The organism is Nonomuraea sp. NPDC049028 (genome assembly GCF_043197735.1).
Taxonomy (GTDB): Bacteria; Actinomycetota; Actinomycetes; order Streptosporangiales; family Streptosporangiaceae; genus Nonomuraea.
In genome coordinates, this window is record NZ_JBICTR010000018.1 from 68282 (window position 1) to 83075 (window position 14794).

18 protein-coding genes are annotated in these 14794 nt (G+C 66.7%); 6 read left to right on the forward strand and 12 right to left on the reverse strand.

Annotated features, from left to right (window positions below):
• Positions 1-62 precede the first annotated feature (62 nt).
• Together ACGFJ2_RS52275 and ACGFJ2_RS52280 are read left to right on the forward strand one after the other, a co-directional pair.
• A complete protein-coding gene (locus ACGFJ2_RS52275; protein WP_393481651.1) occupies positions 63-554 on the forward strand; it encodes a DUF2975 domain-containing protein in 492 nt (163 codons plus the stop codon).
• On the forward strand, positions 554-775 hold the full coding sequence (locus tag ACGFJ2_RS52280; protein ID WP_393481654.1) for a helix-turn-helix domain-containing protein: 222 nt from the start codon (positions 554-556) through the stop codon (positions 773-775). Before ACGFJ2_RS52275 ends, ACGFJ2_RS52280 begins: the two co-directional genes overlap by 1 nt.
• Positions 776-802: 27 nt before the next feature.
• Here ACGFJ2_RS52280 and ACGFJ2_RS52285 read toward each other — a convergent pair whose 3' ends face one another.
• Positions 803-1210 (reverse strand): MerR family transcriptional regulator, encoded by a 408-nt coding sequence (locus ACGFJ2_RS52285; protein ID WP_357957796.1) that lies wholly within the window; start codon positions 1208-1210, stop codon positions 803-805.
• Between the two features lie 58 nt (positions 1211-1268).
• On the opposite strand from ACGFJ2_RS52285, the gene ACGFJ2_RS52290 reads away from it, so the two are divergent.
• Entirely contained in the window at positions 1269-1976 is a 708-nt protein-coding gene (locus ACGFJ2_RS52290) for an SDR family oxidoreductase (RefSeq protein ID WP_357957798.1), read from the forward strand.
• A 98-nt stretch (positions 1977-2074) separates the two neighbouring features.
• On the opposite strand, the gene ACGFJ2_RS52295 is transcribed toward ACGFJ2_RS52290, so the two are convergent.
• Positions 2075-2632: a dihydrofolate reductase family protein gene (locus tag ACGFJ2_RS52295; RefSeq protein WP_357957799.1), complete on the reverse strand. Its 558-nt coding sequence runs from the start codon at positions 2630-2632 to the stop codon at positions 2075-2077.
• A gap of 668 nt (positions 2633-3300) precedes the next feature.
• Between ACGFJ2_RS52295 and ACGFJ2_RS52300 the strand changes: the two genes are divergently transcribed.
• Positions 3301-4032, forward strand: a complete 732-nt coding sequence (locus ACGFJ2_RS52300) for a hypothetical protein (protein ID WP_393481658.1) — start codon at positions 3301-3303, stop codon at positions 4030-4032.
• A gap of 3 nt (positions 4033-4035) precedes the next feature.
• Here the strand turns inward: ACGFJ2_RS52300 and ACGFJ2_RS52305 are convergent, their stop codons facing one another.
• The 6 genes from ACGFJ2_RS52305 to ACGFJ2_RS52330 form a co-directional block, all read right to left on the reverse strand.
• The gene (locus tag ACGFJ2_RS52305) at positions 4036-4188 is read right to left on the reverse strand and encodes a hypothetical protein (protein WP_393481659.1); all 153 of its coding nucleotides are present in this window, start codon (positions 4186-4188) and stop codon (positions 4036-4038) included.
• A complete protein-coding gene (locus tag ACGFJ2_RS52310) occupies positions 4185-4625 on the reverse strand; it encodes a hypothetical protein (protein WP_393481661.1) in 441 nt (146 codons plus the stop codon). Before ACGFJ2_RS52310 ends, ACGFJ2_RS52305 begins: the two co-directional genes overlap by 4 nt.
• Before the next feature lie 185 nt (positions 4626-4810).
• Positions 4811-5287: a hypothetical protein gene (locus ACGFJ2_RS52315; RefSeq protein ID WP_358182007.1), complete on the reverse strand. Its 477-nt coding sequence runs from the start codon at positions 5285-5287 to the stop codon at positions 4811-4813.
• Positions 5284-7854 (reverse strand): DNRLRE domain-containing protein, encoded by a 2571-nt coding sequence (locus tag ACGFJ2_RS52320; protein WP_358182010.1) that lies wholly within the window; start codon positions 7852-7854, stop codon positions 5284-5286. Before ACGFJ2_RS52320 ends, ACGFJ2_RS52315 begins: the two co-directional genes overlap by 4 nt.
• 346 nt (positions 7855-8200) lie before the next feature.
• Positions 8201-8419, reverse strand: a complete 219-nt coding sequence (locus tag ACGFJ2_RS52325; RefSeq protein WP_357957810.1) for a DUF397 domain-containing protein — start codon at positions 8417-8419, stop codon at positions 8201-8203.
• Positions 8412-9233: a Scr1 family TA system antitoxin-like transcriptional regulator gene (locus tag ACGFJ2_RS52330; protein WP_393481857.1), complete on the reverse strand. Its 822-nt coding sequence runs from the start codon at positions 9231-9233 to the stop codon at positions 8412-8414. The genes ACGFJ2_RS52325 and ACGFJ2_RS52330 overlap by 8 nt, the downstream gene beginning before the upstream one ends.
• A gap of 183 nt (positions 9234-9416) precedes the next feature.
• Between ACGFJ2_RS52330 and ACGFJ2_RS52335 the strand changes: the two genes are divergently transcribed.
• On the forward strand, positions 9417-9860 hold the full coding sequence (locus ACGFJ2_RS52335; RefSeq protein WP_357957812.1) for an ATP-binding protein: 444 nt from the start codon (positions 9417-9419) through the stop codon (positions 9858-9860).
• Positions 9861-10082: 222 nt separating this feature from the next.
• Here ACGFJ2_RS52335 and ACGFJ2_RS52340 read toward each other — a convergent pair whose 3' ends face one another.
• The 3 genes from ACGFJ2_RS52340 to ACGFJ2_RS52350 all read right to left on the reverse strand — a co-directional run bounded on the left by ACGFJ2_RS52340 (position 10083) and on the right by ACGFJ2_RS52350 (position 12772).
• Positions 10083-11144 carry an LUD domain-containing protein gene (locus tag ACGFJ2_RS52340; RefSeq protein ID WP_357957813.1) on the reverse strand — a complete coding sequence of 354 codons (1062 nt, stop codon included), beginning with the start codon at positions 11142-11144 and terminating at the stop codon, positions 10083-10085.
• 117 nt (positions 11145-11261) lie between these two features.
• A complete protein-coding gene (locus tag ACGFJ2_RS52345) occupies positions 11262-12182 on the reverse strand; it encodes an NAD-dependent epimerase/dehydratase family protein (protein WP_393481666.1) in 921 nt (306 codons plus the stop codon).
• The gene (locus ACGFJ2_RS52350) at positions 12179-12772 is read right to left on the reverse strand and encodes a dihydrofolate reductase family protein (protein ID WP_393481669.1); all 594 of its coding nucleotides are present in this window, start codon (positions 12770-12772) and stop codon (positions 12179-12181) included. Before ACGFJ2_RS52350 ends, ACGFJ2_RS52345 begins: the two co-directional genes overlap by 4 nt.
• Positions 12773-12985: 213 nt before the next feature.
• Here ACGFJ2_RS52350 and sigJ point away from each other — a divergent pair, with 213 nt between their 5' ends.
• The gene (gene sigJ, locus ACGFJ2_RS52355) at positions 12986-13894 is read left to right on the forward strand and encodes an RNA polymerase sigma factor SigJ (RefSeq protein ID WP_393481672.1); all 909 of its coding nucleotides are present in this window, start codon (positions 12986-12988) and stop codon (positions 13892-13894) included.
• Between the two features lie 151 nt (positions 13895-14045).
• Here the strand turns inward: sigJ and ACGFJ2_RS52360 are convergent, their stop codons facing one another.
• A complete protein-coding gene (locus ACGFJ2_RS52360; protein ID WP_393481675.1) occupies positions 14046-14603 on the reverse strand; it encodes an SUKH-4 family immunity protein in 558 nt (185 codons plus the stop codon).
• Positions 14604-14794: the final 191 nt, after the last annotated feature.

Here is a 14794-nt window from a genome sequence, read left to right on the forward strand (position 1 = left end):
GCTCTTGCCTCTCCTATCGAAATTCGATAGATTTCCATCGCAACTCGATGGAAGGATGCGTCATGGGAAAACTGACAGTGCTCGCGCTGCGCGCCGTGCTCGGGGTGGTGCTCACCGGCACCGTGTTCATACAGGTATTGATGGTGTGGACGTTGGTCAGCGGGAACGACCCGGAGGACGGGTCGCTCCCGCTGACCCCGCTGCGCGTGATCACGATCCTGGGCATGGTGTCGGTCCAGGTCGCCGTGGTCTGCGTATGGCGGCTGGTGACGATGGTGCGACGCGGAACCGTGTTCTCCCACGCCGCCTTCCGGTACGTGGACATCGTGATCGGCGCGATCGTGGCGGCCGCCTTCGTGTGGTTCGCGGTCACGGCCATCAACGCGCCGGGCCAGCGGGACGACCCGGGCGTCACCGTCATCATGGCCGGCATTGGCGTGGCCATCCTGGGGGTCGCGCTCATCGTGCGCGTGCTGCGGGTGCTGCTCGCCCAAGCCGTCGCGCGCGACGGCGAAGCGGCGCAGATGCAGGCCGAGCTGGACGAGATGATCTGATGCCGATCGTCGTCGACATCGACGTGATGCTGGCCAAGCGGAAGATGTCCGTGGGCGAGCTCGCGGACCGCATAGGGATCACGCCCGCCAACCTGGCGGTGCTCAAGAACGGCCGTGCCAAGGCGGTGCGCTTCACGACGCTCGCCGCCCTCTGCGAGGTGCTGGAGTGCCAGCCGGGCGACTTACTGCGCTGGGAGGCCGAGGACGCCGCGGACGGATGACGCGCCCACACCGCCATGCCGCGGCGATCACGGCGTCGCGGAGAGACTTGCCTCTGCGGCGACGTCGTGGTCCGCGATCCACGCGCAGCCGCTGTCCGGGCTTTCGGTGTTCCGGATGATCACGTCCAGGCGGTCACGGGTACGGGTCAGCGCGGCGATCTGGGCATCGATGCGATTGCGCTCGGCGGCGAGCTGGGCGCGCGACTCCGGAGTACTGGCCTTGGCCTCGACGCAGGGCAGCAGTTCGGCGATGGTCCGGCTGGACAGACCGGCGGCGTAAAGCATCTGGATCAGGTGGACACGGTCGGCCGCCGACTCGGGGTAGTGGCGCTGCCCGGAGCCGCTCCGGTACGCGTCCAGCAGTCCCTGCTCTTCGTAGTAGCGCAGGGCCCGTACGCTCACGCCCGACTTCGCCGCCAACTCGCCGATACGCACCGTGACCTCCATCACAAGAGTTGCCTCTGACGTCAACGTCAGGTTTTAGCCTATCCGCATGCAGATCAACGGAGCACATGTGCTGGTGACCGGGGCCAACCGCGGCCTCGGACGGCAATTCGTCCTTTCTCTCCTCGACCGCGGCGCAGGCAAGGTGTACGCCACTGCCCGCCGCCCGGAGCTCATCGACGTACCGGGGGTCATCCCGCTGCGCCTCGACATCACGGATCCGGCATCGGTCGCCGCCGCGGCGGCAGCGGCACCTGACGTCAAGATCGTCATCAACAACGCGGGAATCTCGACCGGGGCGAATCTGGTCACCGGGGACCTGGACACGATTCGCCGCGAGATGGACACCCACTTCTATGGCACCCTCAACGTGATCCGTGCCTTCGCGCCCCAGCTGGCCGACGGCGCGATCCTCAACGTTCTGTCCGCGATCTCGTGGCTCGCCTTCGACGGCGCGGGCGGATACCACGCGGCGAAGGCCGCCGAATGGGCGCTCACCAACGCCGTACGTTTGGAGCTGGCCCACCAGCGCACCCTGGTGACGGGCCTGCACCTGGGCGCCGCGGACACCGACATGATGGCCTGGTACGACGGCGACAAGAGCGCCCCCGAGGTGATCGTCGCGGCGGCCCTCGACGGCATCGAGGCGCACCGGCCCGAGGTGCTCGCCGACGACTGGAGCCGCCAGGTAAAGGCATGGCTGTCGGAGGACCCGAATGTCATCTACCGGGAAGCGGCGGCCGCCCTCACGGCCTGACCTGCTGGGTTCGACCGCGGTTTCTCAGGCGCGGCCGGTACTGGGGACGGGCAGGCGCCTGCCCCCGGTGCCACCGTGACTGTGTCGCTTGCTGGGTATTATTTGTCGGCCGGCACGTACACCAGTTCGAGGACGCCGGACGGGAAGGACGTGCTTTTCACCAAGCGCAGGTTCACAGCCTGATCCAGCTCGGGGAACAGCGGCGCGCCCTTGCCGGTGACGGCGGGCAGCACCCACAGCCGGTACTCGTCGACCACGCCGAGCTTGATCAGGGAGTGCATGAACTCGGTGCCACCGGCGGCGACGAGGTCCTTACCGGGCTCGGCCTTGAGCTTGGCGATCTCCTCTGCGGTGTCACCGCCGGCGATGCGGGTCTCGGGCCAGTCGTCGGCCGATTTCAGGGTGCGGGAGAACACGACCTTGGGGATCTCGTTCATGGCCCTGGCAGACGGATGGTCGGAGCCGGGCCAGTATCCGGCCATGGCCTCGTAGGTGTTGCGGCCCATGAGGAAGGCCCCGGCCTCCCACAGCCGGCTGACAAAATACTCCTCCTGCTCGCGGTCGTCGATGCTCATCATGACGTCCCGGATTCCGTTGTCCCCGTCAGCGCTCTTGCCATCGAGCGAGACGTAAAAACCCAGAATCAGCTTCCGCATCCGGTGCCTCCATTTGTTTCGTCCCGCGCCGGGACGGTCCCAACGCCCCAAGGGGGCGCTTGCCTGAGCTCCGATCAGCGCCCACCGCTCGATCACCTCGTGCTCAGCGGTTGGTCACTCACACACTCAGACCACCGGCTCCCGCAAAACTCATCGCGCTCCGCGCCGTCGATGTCTCTCACCCGCAGCAGCAGGAAGCCGCTCCCTGCGACGGCACGGTCGCGGCGCGACCGGAGCAGGCTGGGCCGCAGGTCCTGCGCGGTGGCCACCACATAGCCGCAGAGCGTAGCCGGTCACCGGGACGGTCCGGCAGCAACCAAAGTCGCGTTGAAGAGGTGACCTAAGTGGCCACGGCCCGGCCGCCCGGCAGTAGCGGCTGCGCCGGCCGGGGTCAACGAGGTCGGTCCCGACAACCCTCGCCCGTGGTTCGAATCGCTTGAGCGACGCGCTCACCCACACGAGCTCGCCCCGCGACCAATTCGCCCCCGGCTGGTCCAGTCGACGCGCAGCCACCCGAAACAACACCCAAGCGGTACGATGCAAACACCGAACCGGGCAGCTGGCCGTACCAGCAGCACCAGCGGGCAGGACTTCTCCGTCAGGGGGCGTGGCCGTACCACGCCCACCAGCGGTTTTCCACGTACCTCACGTTGATGGAGAACCCGATCGTGACTTCTGCCGTCCCTCGCGCCTTCCACTGCGAGCACACCCGCGCCAAGAGCAGGGTGTACGCCCTCGTCGAGCGCTCCGGCCAGCCCGCGACCCTGCATGCCGTACTGACCTGCACCGATCCCGCCGTCGCTCAGCACGCCGCCTACCTTCTCTCCTCGGTGCTGGAGAACGGCCTGGGCCCCGCCGCCCGCGCTGAGTCGGAGCGGATCGCGGCGGCTCTGCCCGACGCGCCCGCCGCCTCCTTCCGTCGTACGCTGGCCGATGTCGTGAACGGGACCTGGGCCGACGCCCCCGAGCTGGCCGCCACGTGGGAGTCCCTGCGGCGGGGCCGCGGCGACTCGGCCGGCCTCGGTGACGACCTTGAGAGCCGCACACCGGGTGATGCCCGCCTCGAGGCCTTCCCCGGGCCGGTCGTACGCACGATCAGCCTGCTGGAGGTGCACGTCCACGACCCGGCTCGCCTTCTCGCGGCGGCCACCGCGACGGGCTGGAGGCCGTTCGACGCCGAGGACCTCGACGAGGACGACCGCCAGGACGTCGTCGGGGCCGTCATGCACTTCGTCAACGGCCCGGAGTTCCTGCCCGGCGCCGACCGGTTGACGGATGTCATGCAGGCGCGGCTGCTGCGCGTCGACAGGGGCGATGAGGTGAGCGACTGGAGCGCGGCGCCCGTGACGGCGAGGTTCGACACGGGAACGAGGTCCGACCCCGACGACTTGGCCGTCTGATCGCTACTTCACAAGCACGTCGGCGCGGCCGAGCACGAGATCAACTCGGCCCAGGTGGAGCTTGGGCAGGGTGACGTGGACGCGGTCGTCGAGCAGTATGCTGCCGGCCTTGCCGATTCGCACGGTGATGGTGAGCGTGGGACAGTGGATGGTCAAACCTCGTGGCGGATGGCGAGCACGCTGAGCCACGTGCGGTGGGTGGTGTTCTCGGCGTGCTCGCGTACCTCGAAGCCGATCTCGGCGAGGATCGCGAGCAGCGTGCGCGGCTCGCGGTGTACGAACCAGCGCTGGAGCCCTTTGTTGTGCGGGACCGGCTCCCAGACCTCGCCGTCGCCGGCCGAGGTGCTCAGCCCGAGCACGCCCCCAGGGCGCAGGGCCGCGTGCCAGGCGCGCAGCGTGGGGACGGTCTCGGCGGCCGGTACGTGCAGGAGGGCCGCGACCGACCACAACCCGGCCAGCGAGCCGGGAGCCAGCGGCGGGTGCCGCAGGTCGCCCAGGGCCACGGGAACGCCGCGGTCGGCGGCCAGTGCGGCGGCGAAGCGCGCTCGAAAAGCGCGGAACGCGGCGCCACTCACCAACACGCAGATGGCCAAATCGCTTCTCCTCGCCACCCAAGTCGGATGGGAAGCTCAGAGAATTACACCGGAGCGGCGTGCGAGAGCCCGTAGACCGGAGAGCTTGCTGCGGCGGTCTCGATGGAGCAGGTCGGTGATCACCTGTCGGAGGCCGGTTGGGCTGACCTCCGAGGGAGCTTGGCTGCAGCGTTCGGCACCCGCACCTACGTCAGGCACTGTTGCATGGTCTTCCGTCGCGAGCCCGTGATCGGGCAGACCCGGAGCTCGCGGCCTGTCTCGTCGACGACCTTCCTGCGTCCCAAGGGCCGCTCGAGTAGGACGGGCACTTCGACGCCACGGAGGATGTCGAGCACGGCAGGCGGCCACAACTTGTCCCGCCACATCTCCAGCAGCGTGCGCTCGGGGGGCGGGCAGGCATCGCGAAGCACTATCCGAAGCCGAACACTCGCCTCGGACTCGACGGCTTCGACTTTGTCGGTCTGGAGACATGCCGGGTCGCTCGCCCCGCCGAAGACCTGCAGGATGAGGACCCGTCCTTCCACCATGACCGTGTCGATCCGCCCGGGAAAGGGCGGTTCGACCGGCCGGGACTCCCGCATGCCAGCCACCATGGAGACGGCGACGGCCAGCACCAGGAGGCAGAACATGCGCCACAGGAAGGACGGGCCCAGGGGGTTCATTTCTTGTAGACGTCCTTGCCGACTGCCTTCATCACGTCATGGATGTCGGTGAAGTAGTTCACGCAGGTGGACACGCTAGGCTTGTTATCGACGTTGTTGCTGCCGTGGTGGATGCCCTTGGCCACCACGTATCCATCGCCCTTGCGGAAGGTGTAGACCGGAGCGCCCGAGTCGCCCCTGATCGTGCACCGGCCGGATTTCTTACCAACCTGAAGCCAGCGTGTCGTGCTCTTCGGCTTCGAGCCCTCGACCTTCCAGCCGATGTCGGTGACCTTGAAGCCGCAGATCTGTCCGTTGGACAGGGTCTTTGTATCCGGGCTGGCACCGCCGACGCAGTACTGGTCTGTTTCTCGCGCGGGGACCGAGAATCGCCCGCCCACCCATTGCTTTTCTGCTGAGTCCCTGCCACCGATGAAGATGGTGGGGCTGGTGACCCGGCCGAGTACCGTCTGTATCAGGGACACGTCGCCATAATAGGTGGGCTGATTCGGCAGTTTGATCGTTCCTTGACCGGCCACCCAGTTCGTCCATTCGACGACACCAGCGCTCGTGATTCCGTCAGACACAACGCAGTGCCCGGCGCTCACCATGAGGTGGTCGGCCGCAGTCCCCATGGCGAATCCAGTCGTGCACCCCCCTTCGGTGCCGTCGGGATTGGAGGAAGAGAACGCTGAGCCGCCGTTGAGCTTTCCCGTGTCCTTCTGCCGGGTGTCCGCGGCGGAGGTGGAGGCGGAGGATGTCGTGCCGACGTCCAGGCGCGGACGGTCACTCTCCGACCGCAGCCAGATGGCGACGTTGTACGTGCCGTACCGGTCCGCCAATGCCTTACGTAGCCCCGCGGATGCGTCGGTGGACTGCACCACGGCCAGATTGCGCTGGGGCCAGATTTGCGTGGCGAACAGCGCGGTTCCCGCCGGGATCGTCTCGTCCAGGTCGAGCACCTGGTCGGTGATGGTGTTCAGCGCCTGGTAGCTGTTGGCGACCTCGGCGTATCGGGGAGTGATCGAGTACGGGGTTTCCGCGGCGGCCACTGCGGCAGTCCTGGCCGCCGGTGAATCCTCGTTCTCGAAACCGATCGCGAGGGTCTCGTCGGCGTCGCCGTTGTCCACCGCGATCCCGCTCAGCACCTTGCTCGCGGTGTCCTTGCCCGCCGGCGTCGCGGGAGCGACCACCCGCCCGCTGGCCGGGTCGAAGTAGGGCGGGGCCAAGGTGGTGGCGTTGGCCTGTGCACGGTTGTCAGCGCCGTTCAACGCGTGCACGTTCTCTGAGGAGACCGGTAGCCCGTCCAGCTTCCAGTCCGCGGGCGCGGTGAACACTTCCACCCCGTCGGGTCCCGCCGGGTACAGCACCTGGGGTGCCGGGACCGGTTGGGTGACGACCGTCAGCTTCGGCACCTCGGTGCCGGGGTCGCCGTACTCGGTGGAGGCGAGCTCGCGGAAGTTGTCGGAGGTGTTGGCCTCGTTCGGCTCCTGCAGTGTGAGCCCATAGTTAGGGCTGCCGCTCGCCCATGCTGCGGCGATCTCCTTGACAGGCCAGTCGAGTGTCCCTCTGCCGCAGTCGCTGGCGTGGGACTGGGTGACGATCGTGGCGCCCTCGGTGGTCGTGGCCGGCTTGTTGGCCCAGGTGAGGTTGTACGGATCCCAGCGGCTGGTGGTCCGCCGGACCTGGATGCCGTCTCCACTCTCTCCGCAGCCCGGGCCATCGGTGTTCACCACCGACAATTTCGCGTCGATGATGCGCTGACCCGTGAGAGCCATGGTGTCGAAGCGCAGCAGGCCGCGGTTGCGTATGCCGAAGATGCCGCCGGTCATCAGCAACGGCGAAGACGGGTCGCCTGTGCCGCCCTCGTCGGAGACGTCCACGTCCGCACTCGTCGGCATCGCGACCGAGCCGCTGATCGTCACGGGGAAGGCCGCGGTGTCCAGCTTGGCGCCGTCCAGCGCCACCCGCAGGTTGTCGCCGGACTGCTCGCTCTTGAACGCGCTGGGGGCTGATTTCGTGGCCGTCCGCCGTCCTGGCTTGATGTGCAGGCGGGGCGTCAACGCTCGCAGAACGGTTCGCCCCTGAGCGTCCACGAGCTCCTCCCGCCGCTCGCCGGACGAGGCGCCCTTCACCTGCACGGGAAGTGTGAGGTCCAGGGGTATCGTCGGACGACGCTGGAGGACGATCTCGTAGCGGAATCCCGCTGCCATGGCGCTGACCACAAGCTGGGCGCCGTCGCCCAGGTCGTACGTCGCTCGGTTCGCCGAGATCTGAGGGCGCGGGAGCGGCGTCGGCCATGACAGGGCCAGCGATTGACCTCCGGCGGTCGACAACTGGGCGAACGGTTCGGACTGTCCGCCTGCCGTGAAAGCGAGCGAAGCCTTCACGAGTTTCGGCCGAAAAGCGCCGTCCTTCTCGACGAGCCCCGTATCGATCCAGGCCCACGCTCCGTTGTTCTGCTTGAGTCGCACGGGTCGGGACCAGGTTTCGATGATCACCTGCCCGTCCTGCCGACGGACCACTCGCCGAGATTCTGTGGCGGCGCCCAGGATCTCACCTGGTAGCTGCTTGGTCGCGGCCTCCATGGAAACAGGCGACGGGCCAGCTTGTTGTGCTTGGACGGGCGGGGGGGTTGAGGATCGAGGCGGCGAGGGCCGCACTCGCTGTGACGGCGAGAGCTGAGCTTCGTAACGACCGTGTAAACCGCAAAGGCGCCATCTCCATGAAGATCCTGACAATCCGGAAAACTCGGAGTGAGCGTAGATCGCGAACGGCTGTGCGGCAAGATCAACGCTGAGTCATGGCGCGATGACCAGAGCGTGGGTTTCCGCAGCATGGCGTGTACGGATGCCTCCCATACTTCCGGCGTAGGAAATCTCAGGCAGGCAAAAGGGGCCCGGCTCAAGCCGAACCCCTTCTACGGAAAGTGAGCTAGGAGAGGTCGAACTCTCCCTTACCGGCCCCGTCCAGGAAGGCTGACCACTCTGCGTGAGTGAACGCCAGAACGGGCCCCGATCCGTGATCCTTGGTGTCCCTCACCAGAACCGAGTCGTCGGCGCGCCGCATCACCTCGACACAGCTACCGCCGTTGCCACCCGACGCTTTCGCCTTGGTCCAGACCCCTACCGGCAGACCTGGTGTGTTACTCATAGCGGCTCATCACCTCGCGTATGATCTCCCTGCTGGCGTCAACGGGATGCGCCATGTTGGACAGGGCATCCCATCGCACAATAAGCGCTTGCACGGTCTGAGTGCGATTGGTTACTCGACCTTCCTCAGCGCTCTCTATATAGGCGTGGTCAGGTCCGCCGTCCCTCATAGTAGCCACCTCGAACGCGCCCAGCAGGCCCGTGGTCAGCCCTGCCGCAAGGGGTAGCACCCTGAGTGTGACGTAAGGAGGATTGAGGATCTCTAGGATTTTCGCAAGCTGTTCGCGCATCACCTCTTTCCCGCCCACCGGTCGGTGCAGAACGTTTTCATCGACCAGGGTCGAATACATCGGAGGTGGCTTTCGGAGAAAAACAGACTGTCGTCGAATTCGAAGCTGTACCGCCTTCTCAGCTTGGTCTTCGGTCGCGCCTGGTTCGCCGAGGAATACTTGCCTAGCGTAGCTTTCCGTCTGGAGCAGACCGGGGATGATCATCGGCTCCGAGGTACGTATGGTGTGCGCGGCGGCCTCCACACGTGGCCACTCCTGGAACCACTTCGGCCCGAGAGAGTTGTGTATCTGCGGGAGGAGCTCCAGGAGCTGCCCGTGGAGGCCAAGAGCTTTCTCGATCTCTCGTGTCAGCGCTTCGCTCGGCTTGCGCATCATGCGCTCAACGTGCCCCACGGCGCTCTCGCTGTAGGGAAGTCGCTCCGCTAGACGCTCTTGGCTCAACCCTTGTTCCGTCCGGTACGAACGTAGGCGGGAGGCGAATTCCTTCCATGTCTTCCTACCAGGATCCTGCCCATTTTCGGCCATAACAACCCTTTCGAACCTCTCCCCGTACTCCCCCACTTACGGCCACCCAGTGAATCCGGAAGGAACTGTACGCCTACTTTTGCGGACTGGACAGGGAGGTAACGCCATTCTGAGAGGGCCTACCGAAATCTTGGGGCCGTAAGTCTCGATGCCCCAGATATGTCCTCACCCCAGGGTGGATCCATGTATGCACATAGCTCCCAAACACACCGGACGTTGCTTCGCGCCAGCCCCGACACTCCACGCCAAGCCCGCCAAATCGTGCGCATATGGTCAGCCCTCGGCTTGGGGCTGAAAAGTGAACTGCTGGAGGATGTCGAGTTGGTGGTCTCCGAATTGGTGACCAACTCCGTGACGCATGCGCATTTCCGTCCGGGTCGGCAATGGGTTCAGCTCAGCATCGATATGGATCCCACGTCGGTGCGCGTGACAGTGACGGATCCTGGACATCCCACCGAATATCCGCAACGGCGCTGCGCAGACTCGCGGGACTTGGACGGTCTCGTAGTGGGAGGCAGGGGACTACAGATCGTTGATCATATCTGCCACGGCGCCTGGGATACGAGCCTGACCGAGAGTCATGAACGCATGGTTCACGCCCGAATTCCCATAGATCCCCACACCTGACAGGTGCACCCACCTGGACCGACGCTGGGCGGGGCAGGCGTTCACACGCCGGGCCATCCAACGCGACCGCAGGCACGAAGTACATGAGAGCTCTATCCGGCCGATCAATGAGGCTCGGGCGATCTGGACGGGATTGTTGTCCGGAAGAGTCCGCTAGAACGGGCGTGGCGGCGAAATCTGGAGGGACGGCGCCGTCACGCCTGCTAAACCGCTCCTGGTGGTTCAGAAACCGATGGCTTCGCGGAGCAGCAGGACGGTGCCGCGGCCTGGGTTGGGTTCCGCGTTGAGGATGAGAAGGCGGTTCAGAGCGCTGGGCTGCCCGTATGCCTTCATGGCGCGCTCGTTCTCCAGCGGAAGGCAGTGGTCTTCGACGCGTCGCAGTGCGGTGCTCAGGTCGGGGACCACCTTCTGTGCCCCGACGATCCAGATCGCGCGGGGCGCGGCGCCCGAGTAACCGGCCAGTTGGCTGCCGCTGGCCGAGGCGGCCACAAGGGATCCGGTCTCGGTGACCGCGGCGACGCTGCCCACGATGACGTCGGGGCAGGCGATCATCCGCCAGATCTCGGCCAGTTGGGTCGCACGGTCCATGGTCGTGCTGCTTGCCTTGACGGACTTGTATCGGCCGCTGGTGTTGATGTCCTCATCGATGCCGGACAGGCGGAGGGTTTCGCTGGCCCCGGTGAACACGCTGGCGCCCTCCGGGATCAGGTCGTTGACGCGGGTACGCGCGGCGGCGGCGTCGTCGAGGATTTCCACGGTGAAACCGTGTGCGGTCAGCGCGGCGGCCGCCCGCTCCAGGCGCTGATCGGACGCCCGGTCGGCAAACGGCGCGGCAACGGGCGCCTCGGCCGTGCGGGGCGCCGAGCCTGCCAGCGGGGTGGTGTCGAGGTATCTGACCTCGTAGGCCCGCTCCGTGAACTTCCAACCCTCGCCGGTGCGCTGGTAGCGGTCGTGGTAGACGGCGTAGTTCACGCCCTCGCGGCCGTCCTGGGTACGTGCGATCTCTTGGATGTAGGCGCGGCCGGTCGCCGTGTCGCCGTCCAGCTGGATCGTGCCCGGGTGCGTGTTCTGCACGAAGAAGTCCCACTGGCTCTGCAGTCGCTCGCCCTCGGAGCGGATCTGCTCCCGGCCGACCATCTCGGGGATAGTGGGTATCCGCAGCGCGCCATCGTGGGTGAACAGGGACGCGAGGCGGGGGCGGTCGCGCATCATCGCCGCGTCGGTGAACTCGGCGCGCAGCGCCTCGATCTCGACGCGGTCGGCGATGGCCTGAAAGTCGCTCATCGGTTTCCTCCTGGTCGCCTCGAAGCCGGTGTACGACGGCTTCGTGGGTGGCGTGTTCGTCTCATCGGTTCGACAACGCAACCCCGCTGAATGTGAGGATCCGCTGAGAGTGCCCCTTCAGCGGGGGTTGTCGGCGCGCCAGGCGACGTAGTCGGCGACCGCCGTGGCGACGTCGAAGGCCGGGGTGAAGCCGGTGTCGTGGGTGAGCCGGGTGGTGTCGAGGTAGGGGTCGTCTCCGGGGCCGTTCCGTCGTCCGGGCAGGAGGCCGGGCCGCGGGCCGGGGGTGATCGTCCGTACGGCGTCCACGAGCTCGCGGTTGGTGAACGGCCGGCCGCTGGAGACGTTGTAGGTGGTGTGCCGCAGGGTTTCCGTGGTCATCAGCAGGGCGATCGCGCGCCCGGCGTCGGGTGCGTAGCAGCTGTCGCCGCCGTCGTCGGCGTACAGCGGCTGCGGCTGTTCACCGCGGAGTGCGGCGTTGATGTACGGCGGGATGGGGTTGAACGGTGATTCCGGGTCCATCAGCGGTCCCCAGATGCTCCCGATCCGGAGCACGACCGGCTGGACGCCGCTGCCCTGGAGGCTGTGCGTGGTGAGCGGCTCGACGGCCTTCTTGAAGGCGATGATCAGGTGCGGCAGGTCCGCGGTGGGCAGCGCGAGCTCCTCGTGCCAGCGGGTCTCGGCCGCGCCGATGTACACGCCGAGGCTGCTGGCGACGGCGAATCTGCGCACGCCCCAGGCGCGGGCGGCGTCCAGCGCGTTGAGCAGGCCGATCGTGTCCGTACGGAAGAAGGCGACCGGGTCCTTGTCAGGGATGCTGCCGGCGAGATGGACGATGTCGCTGATGTCGTGGCGATCGGCCAGGGCCAGGAAGGCGTTCCGGTCGGTGACGTCCAGGGATTCCACGGCGACCCGGCCAGCGAGGAATGACGGGACCTCGGTACGGCGGTGTGCGGTGACGACGACCTGGTGTCCGAGGTCGACGAGGGCGCGGGCGGTGTGGGCGCCGATCATGCCGAGTCCTCCGGTGATGAGGATCATCGGGCCACCTCATAGTGGAGGTGGGTCACGCCGGGTGCCGGGGTGGCCGCCAGCAGACGGAGATGTACGTGTTTCGGGAGCTCCTGGAAGAAGGGGCGGCCGGCGCCCAGCAGGACGGGCACCTGGTGGAGGATCACCTCGTCGACGAGGCCCGCTTCCAGCGCGGCGGCCAGCACGCCGCCGCCCATGAGGCCGACATCCTTGCCATCGGCAAACTGGCGGGCGACCGCGATCGCGTCCTGGATGCCGGTGGTGATCAGGGTCTGCCGCTCGGTGATTTCTGGGGCCGGTCGGTGGCTGAGGAGGATCAGCGGGGCTGCCGGGTGCGGGCTGCCGCCGCCGAAGTGGTCGGAGTCCTCGTAGGTGTTGCGGCCGGCCACGATCGCGCCCACGCGTCCGGCGAGAATGTCGAAGAGGCGGGCGCTGGGCTCGCTGAGGTTGAATCCGTCGAACGTCTGGCTGGGTGTGTCGCCGTTGAAGTACCAGTCGAACAGCATGTTCGCGTCGCCGAGGCCGCGGCCGGCGCCGGGGCCGCGGCCGGTGATGTAGCCGTCGACCGAGACGGCGTGGGCGCTGATGACCTTGCTCATGTCTTTCCTTCCGGATCAGCCGGCATGGGGAAGCCGGCGATTCGGTATCGAGCCTGCCGTTCAGGCGGGGCGGGAGGCATCCGTGCCGGCCACGTGCCGGGTACGCGGGCACCACGTGGTGGCCACGTACGCCGACACCACGACCTCACATTCCGGTGGGCTGTCTTGTCGAAACTGGTGAGGGCAGATGCGACCAAAGGAGCCGGCTACACCATGACCACCCCACCCGATCCGGGACTGAGCGCGATCATGAGCGAGCGGCGTCAGCTGATCAATGTCGCGTACCGGCTCCTGGGCTCCCTGGCCGAGGCCGAGGATGCCGTCCAAGAGACCTACGCCCGCTGGTGCGCCATGTCCCCGCAGCAGCAGGACGCCATCGAATCCCCCGGCGCCTGGCTGACGACGGTCACCAGCCGCATCTGCCTCAATCTGCTCGGCTCGGCCCGGTCACGGCGTGAGACCTACGTGGGCGAATGGCTCCCTGAGCCGCTGCCCGAACGTACGGAGTGGGTCACGAGCGACACCATGGTCGACCCGGCCGACCGGGTCACCCTGGATGAGTCGGTCAACCTGGCCTTCCTGGTCGTGCTGGAGTCGATGACCCCGGCCGAGCGCGTCGCGTTCATCCTGCACGACGTCTTCTGCCACTCCTTCGCCGAAGTGGCCGAGATCGTCGGCCGTAGTCCAGCGGCGTGCCGCCAGCTGGCCTCCTCGGCCCGCCGCCGCATCCGGGCCGCGCGGCCTTCCGCGACTCCGGCGGCCCAGCGCGCCGGCGTCGTCAGGGACTTCAAGCAGGCATGGCAGGCCAAGGACATCGACGCCCTCATCGGCCTGCTCGACCCCGACGCCACGGCGATCGCCGACGGCGGCGGCTCTGCCATCACCTTCCTGCACCCCATCGAAGGCGGCGAGCGGATCGCGCACGCCTGGATCGAGCTCGCCGACCGGGTGATGAGCAACATGACGTTCCTGGAACGTACGGTCAACGGTCAGCCCGGTCTGGTGGCTCAGGAAGACGGCACCACCGTGACGGTGTTCGCGTTCGAGGTGGTGGACGACCGGATCAAGCGCATCTGGGTGGTACGCAACCCCGACAAACTCCGTCGCTGGACGACGGCTTGAGGCGCGTCTGCCCATCGGTCCGCTCGCTTGGGAGGGAGACCGAGCCGGGATTGTTCGCTCAACCACGCCCCTAACCCAGCCAGCAACACTCTGACCAGCCCGCCTTCCCCGATCCAGAAGACGAAAAGGGCATCAACTCGCGCAACGCCGCTCAGAAACCCATGGATCGGAACGACCCCGTCACTACACTTCGCCAGAATGCTCGGGCCGGTTTCATGACCTCGCCGTCGATTTCACGAAACCGGCGCATGAGGTCGTTTGCCGCCTGCCGGGTCTCCGCTCCACCGGTCGGCCAGGACTCCTCCTCCGCGATGTTCAGCTGCTCCTGAATGAGGACCATTAACTCGACGAACTTATCGAGTGCTGAACTTATCGTGCAGAGCGTGCCGTCGTCCTTCCTGCTCGACACGCCCCCGCTCTCCCCGTTCAAGACAAGCATTCCGGCGCCGAAGCCCAACAGGATGAAGTCTCCGGCTTCCCGTTGCAGGCTTGAATCTGGGTTCCGCACCATGTCGGTGACGAACGTCGGACCGTCACTGAAATCGTCAAAGGTGAGGTAGCCACCGACTCGCTCAGGGATCCCGATCGCGGTGATCACCCGCTTGGCCGTCTCATCCGTCACGCGCCCAGCGAGCGTACGGAGCGGCGATGTGGTCACCTCCAGCCCCAGCACATCGAACGTGGACACGAGCCTTTCGCGGTCGAGCATTGGGAACGCAACTCCTCAGGATTGGACCGCGACCAGGTTAGTACCTGCGCTGATCTTTACCTCGGGAGAATGGAAAGCGTTCCTCCAGGGCGAATTCAACATCTGACGGCGTTGACGAAGTGGGTGACCGTGAACAAACTGATCGTTACGCCGTCTGGCGTGATCGTGATCGCGCCAGACAAGTTGTACGT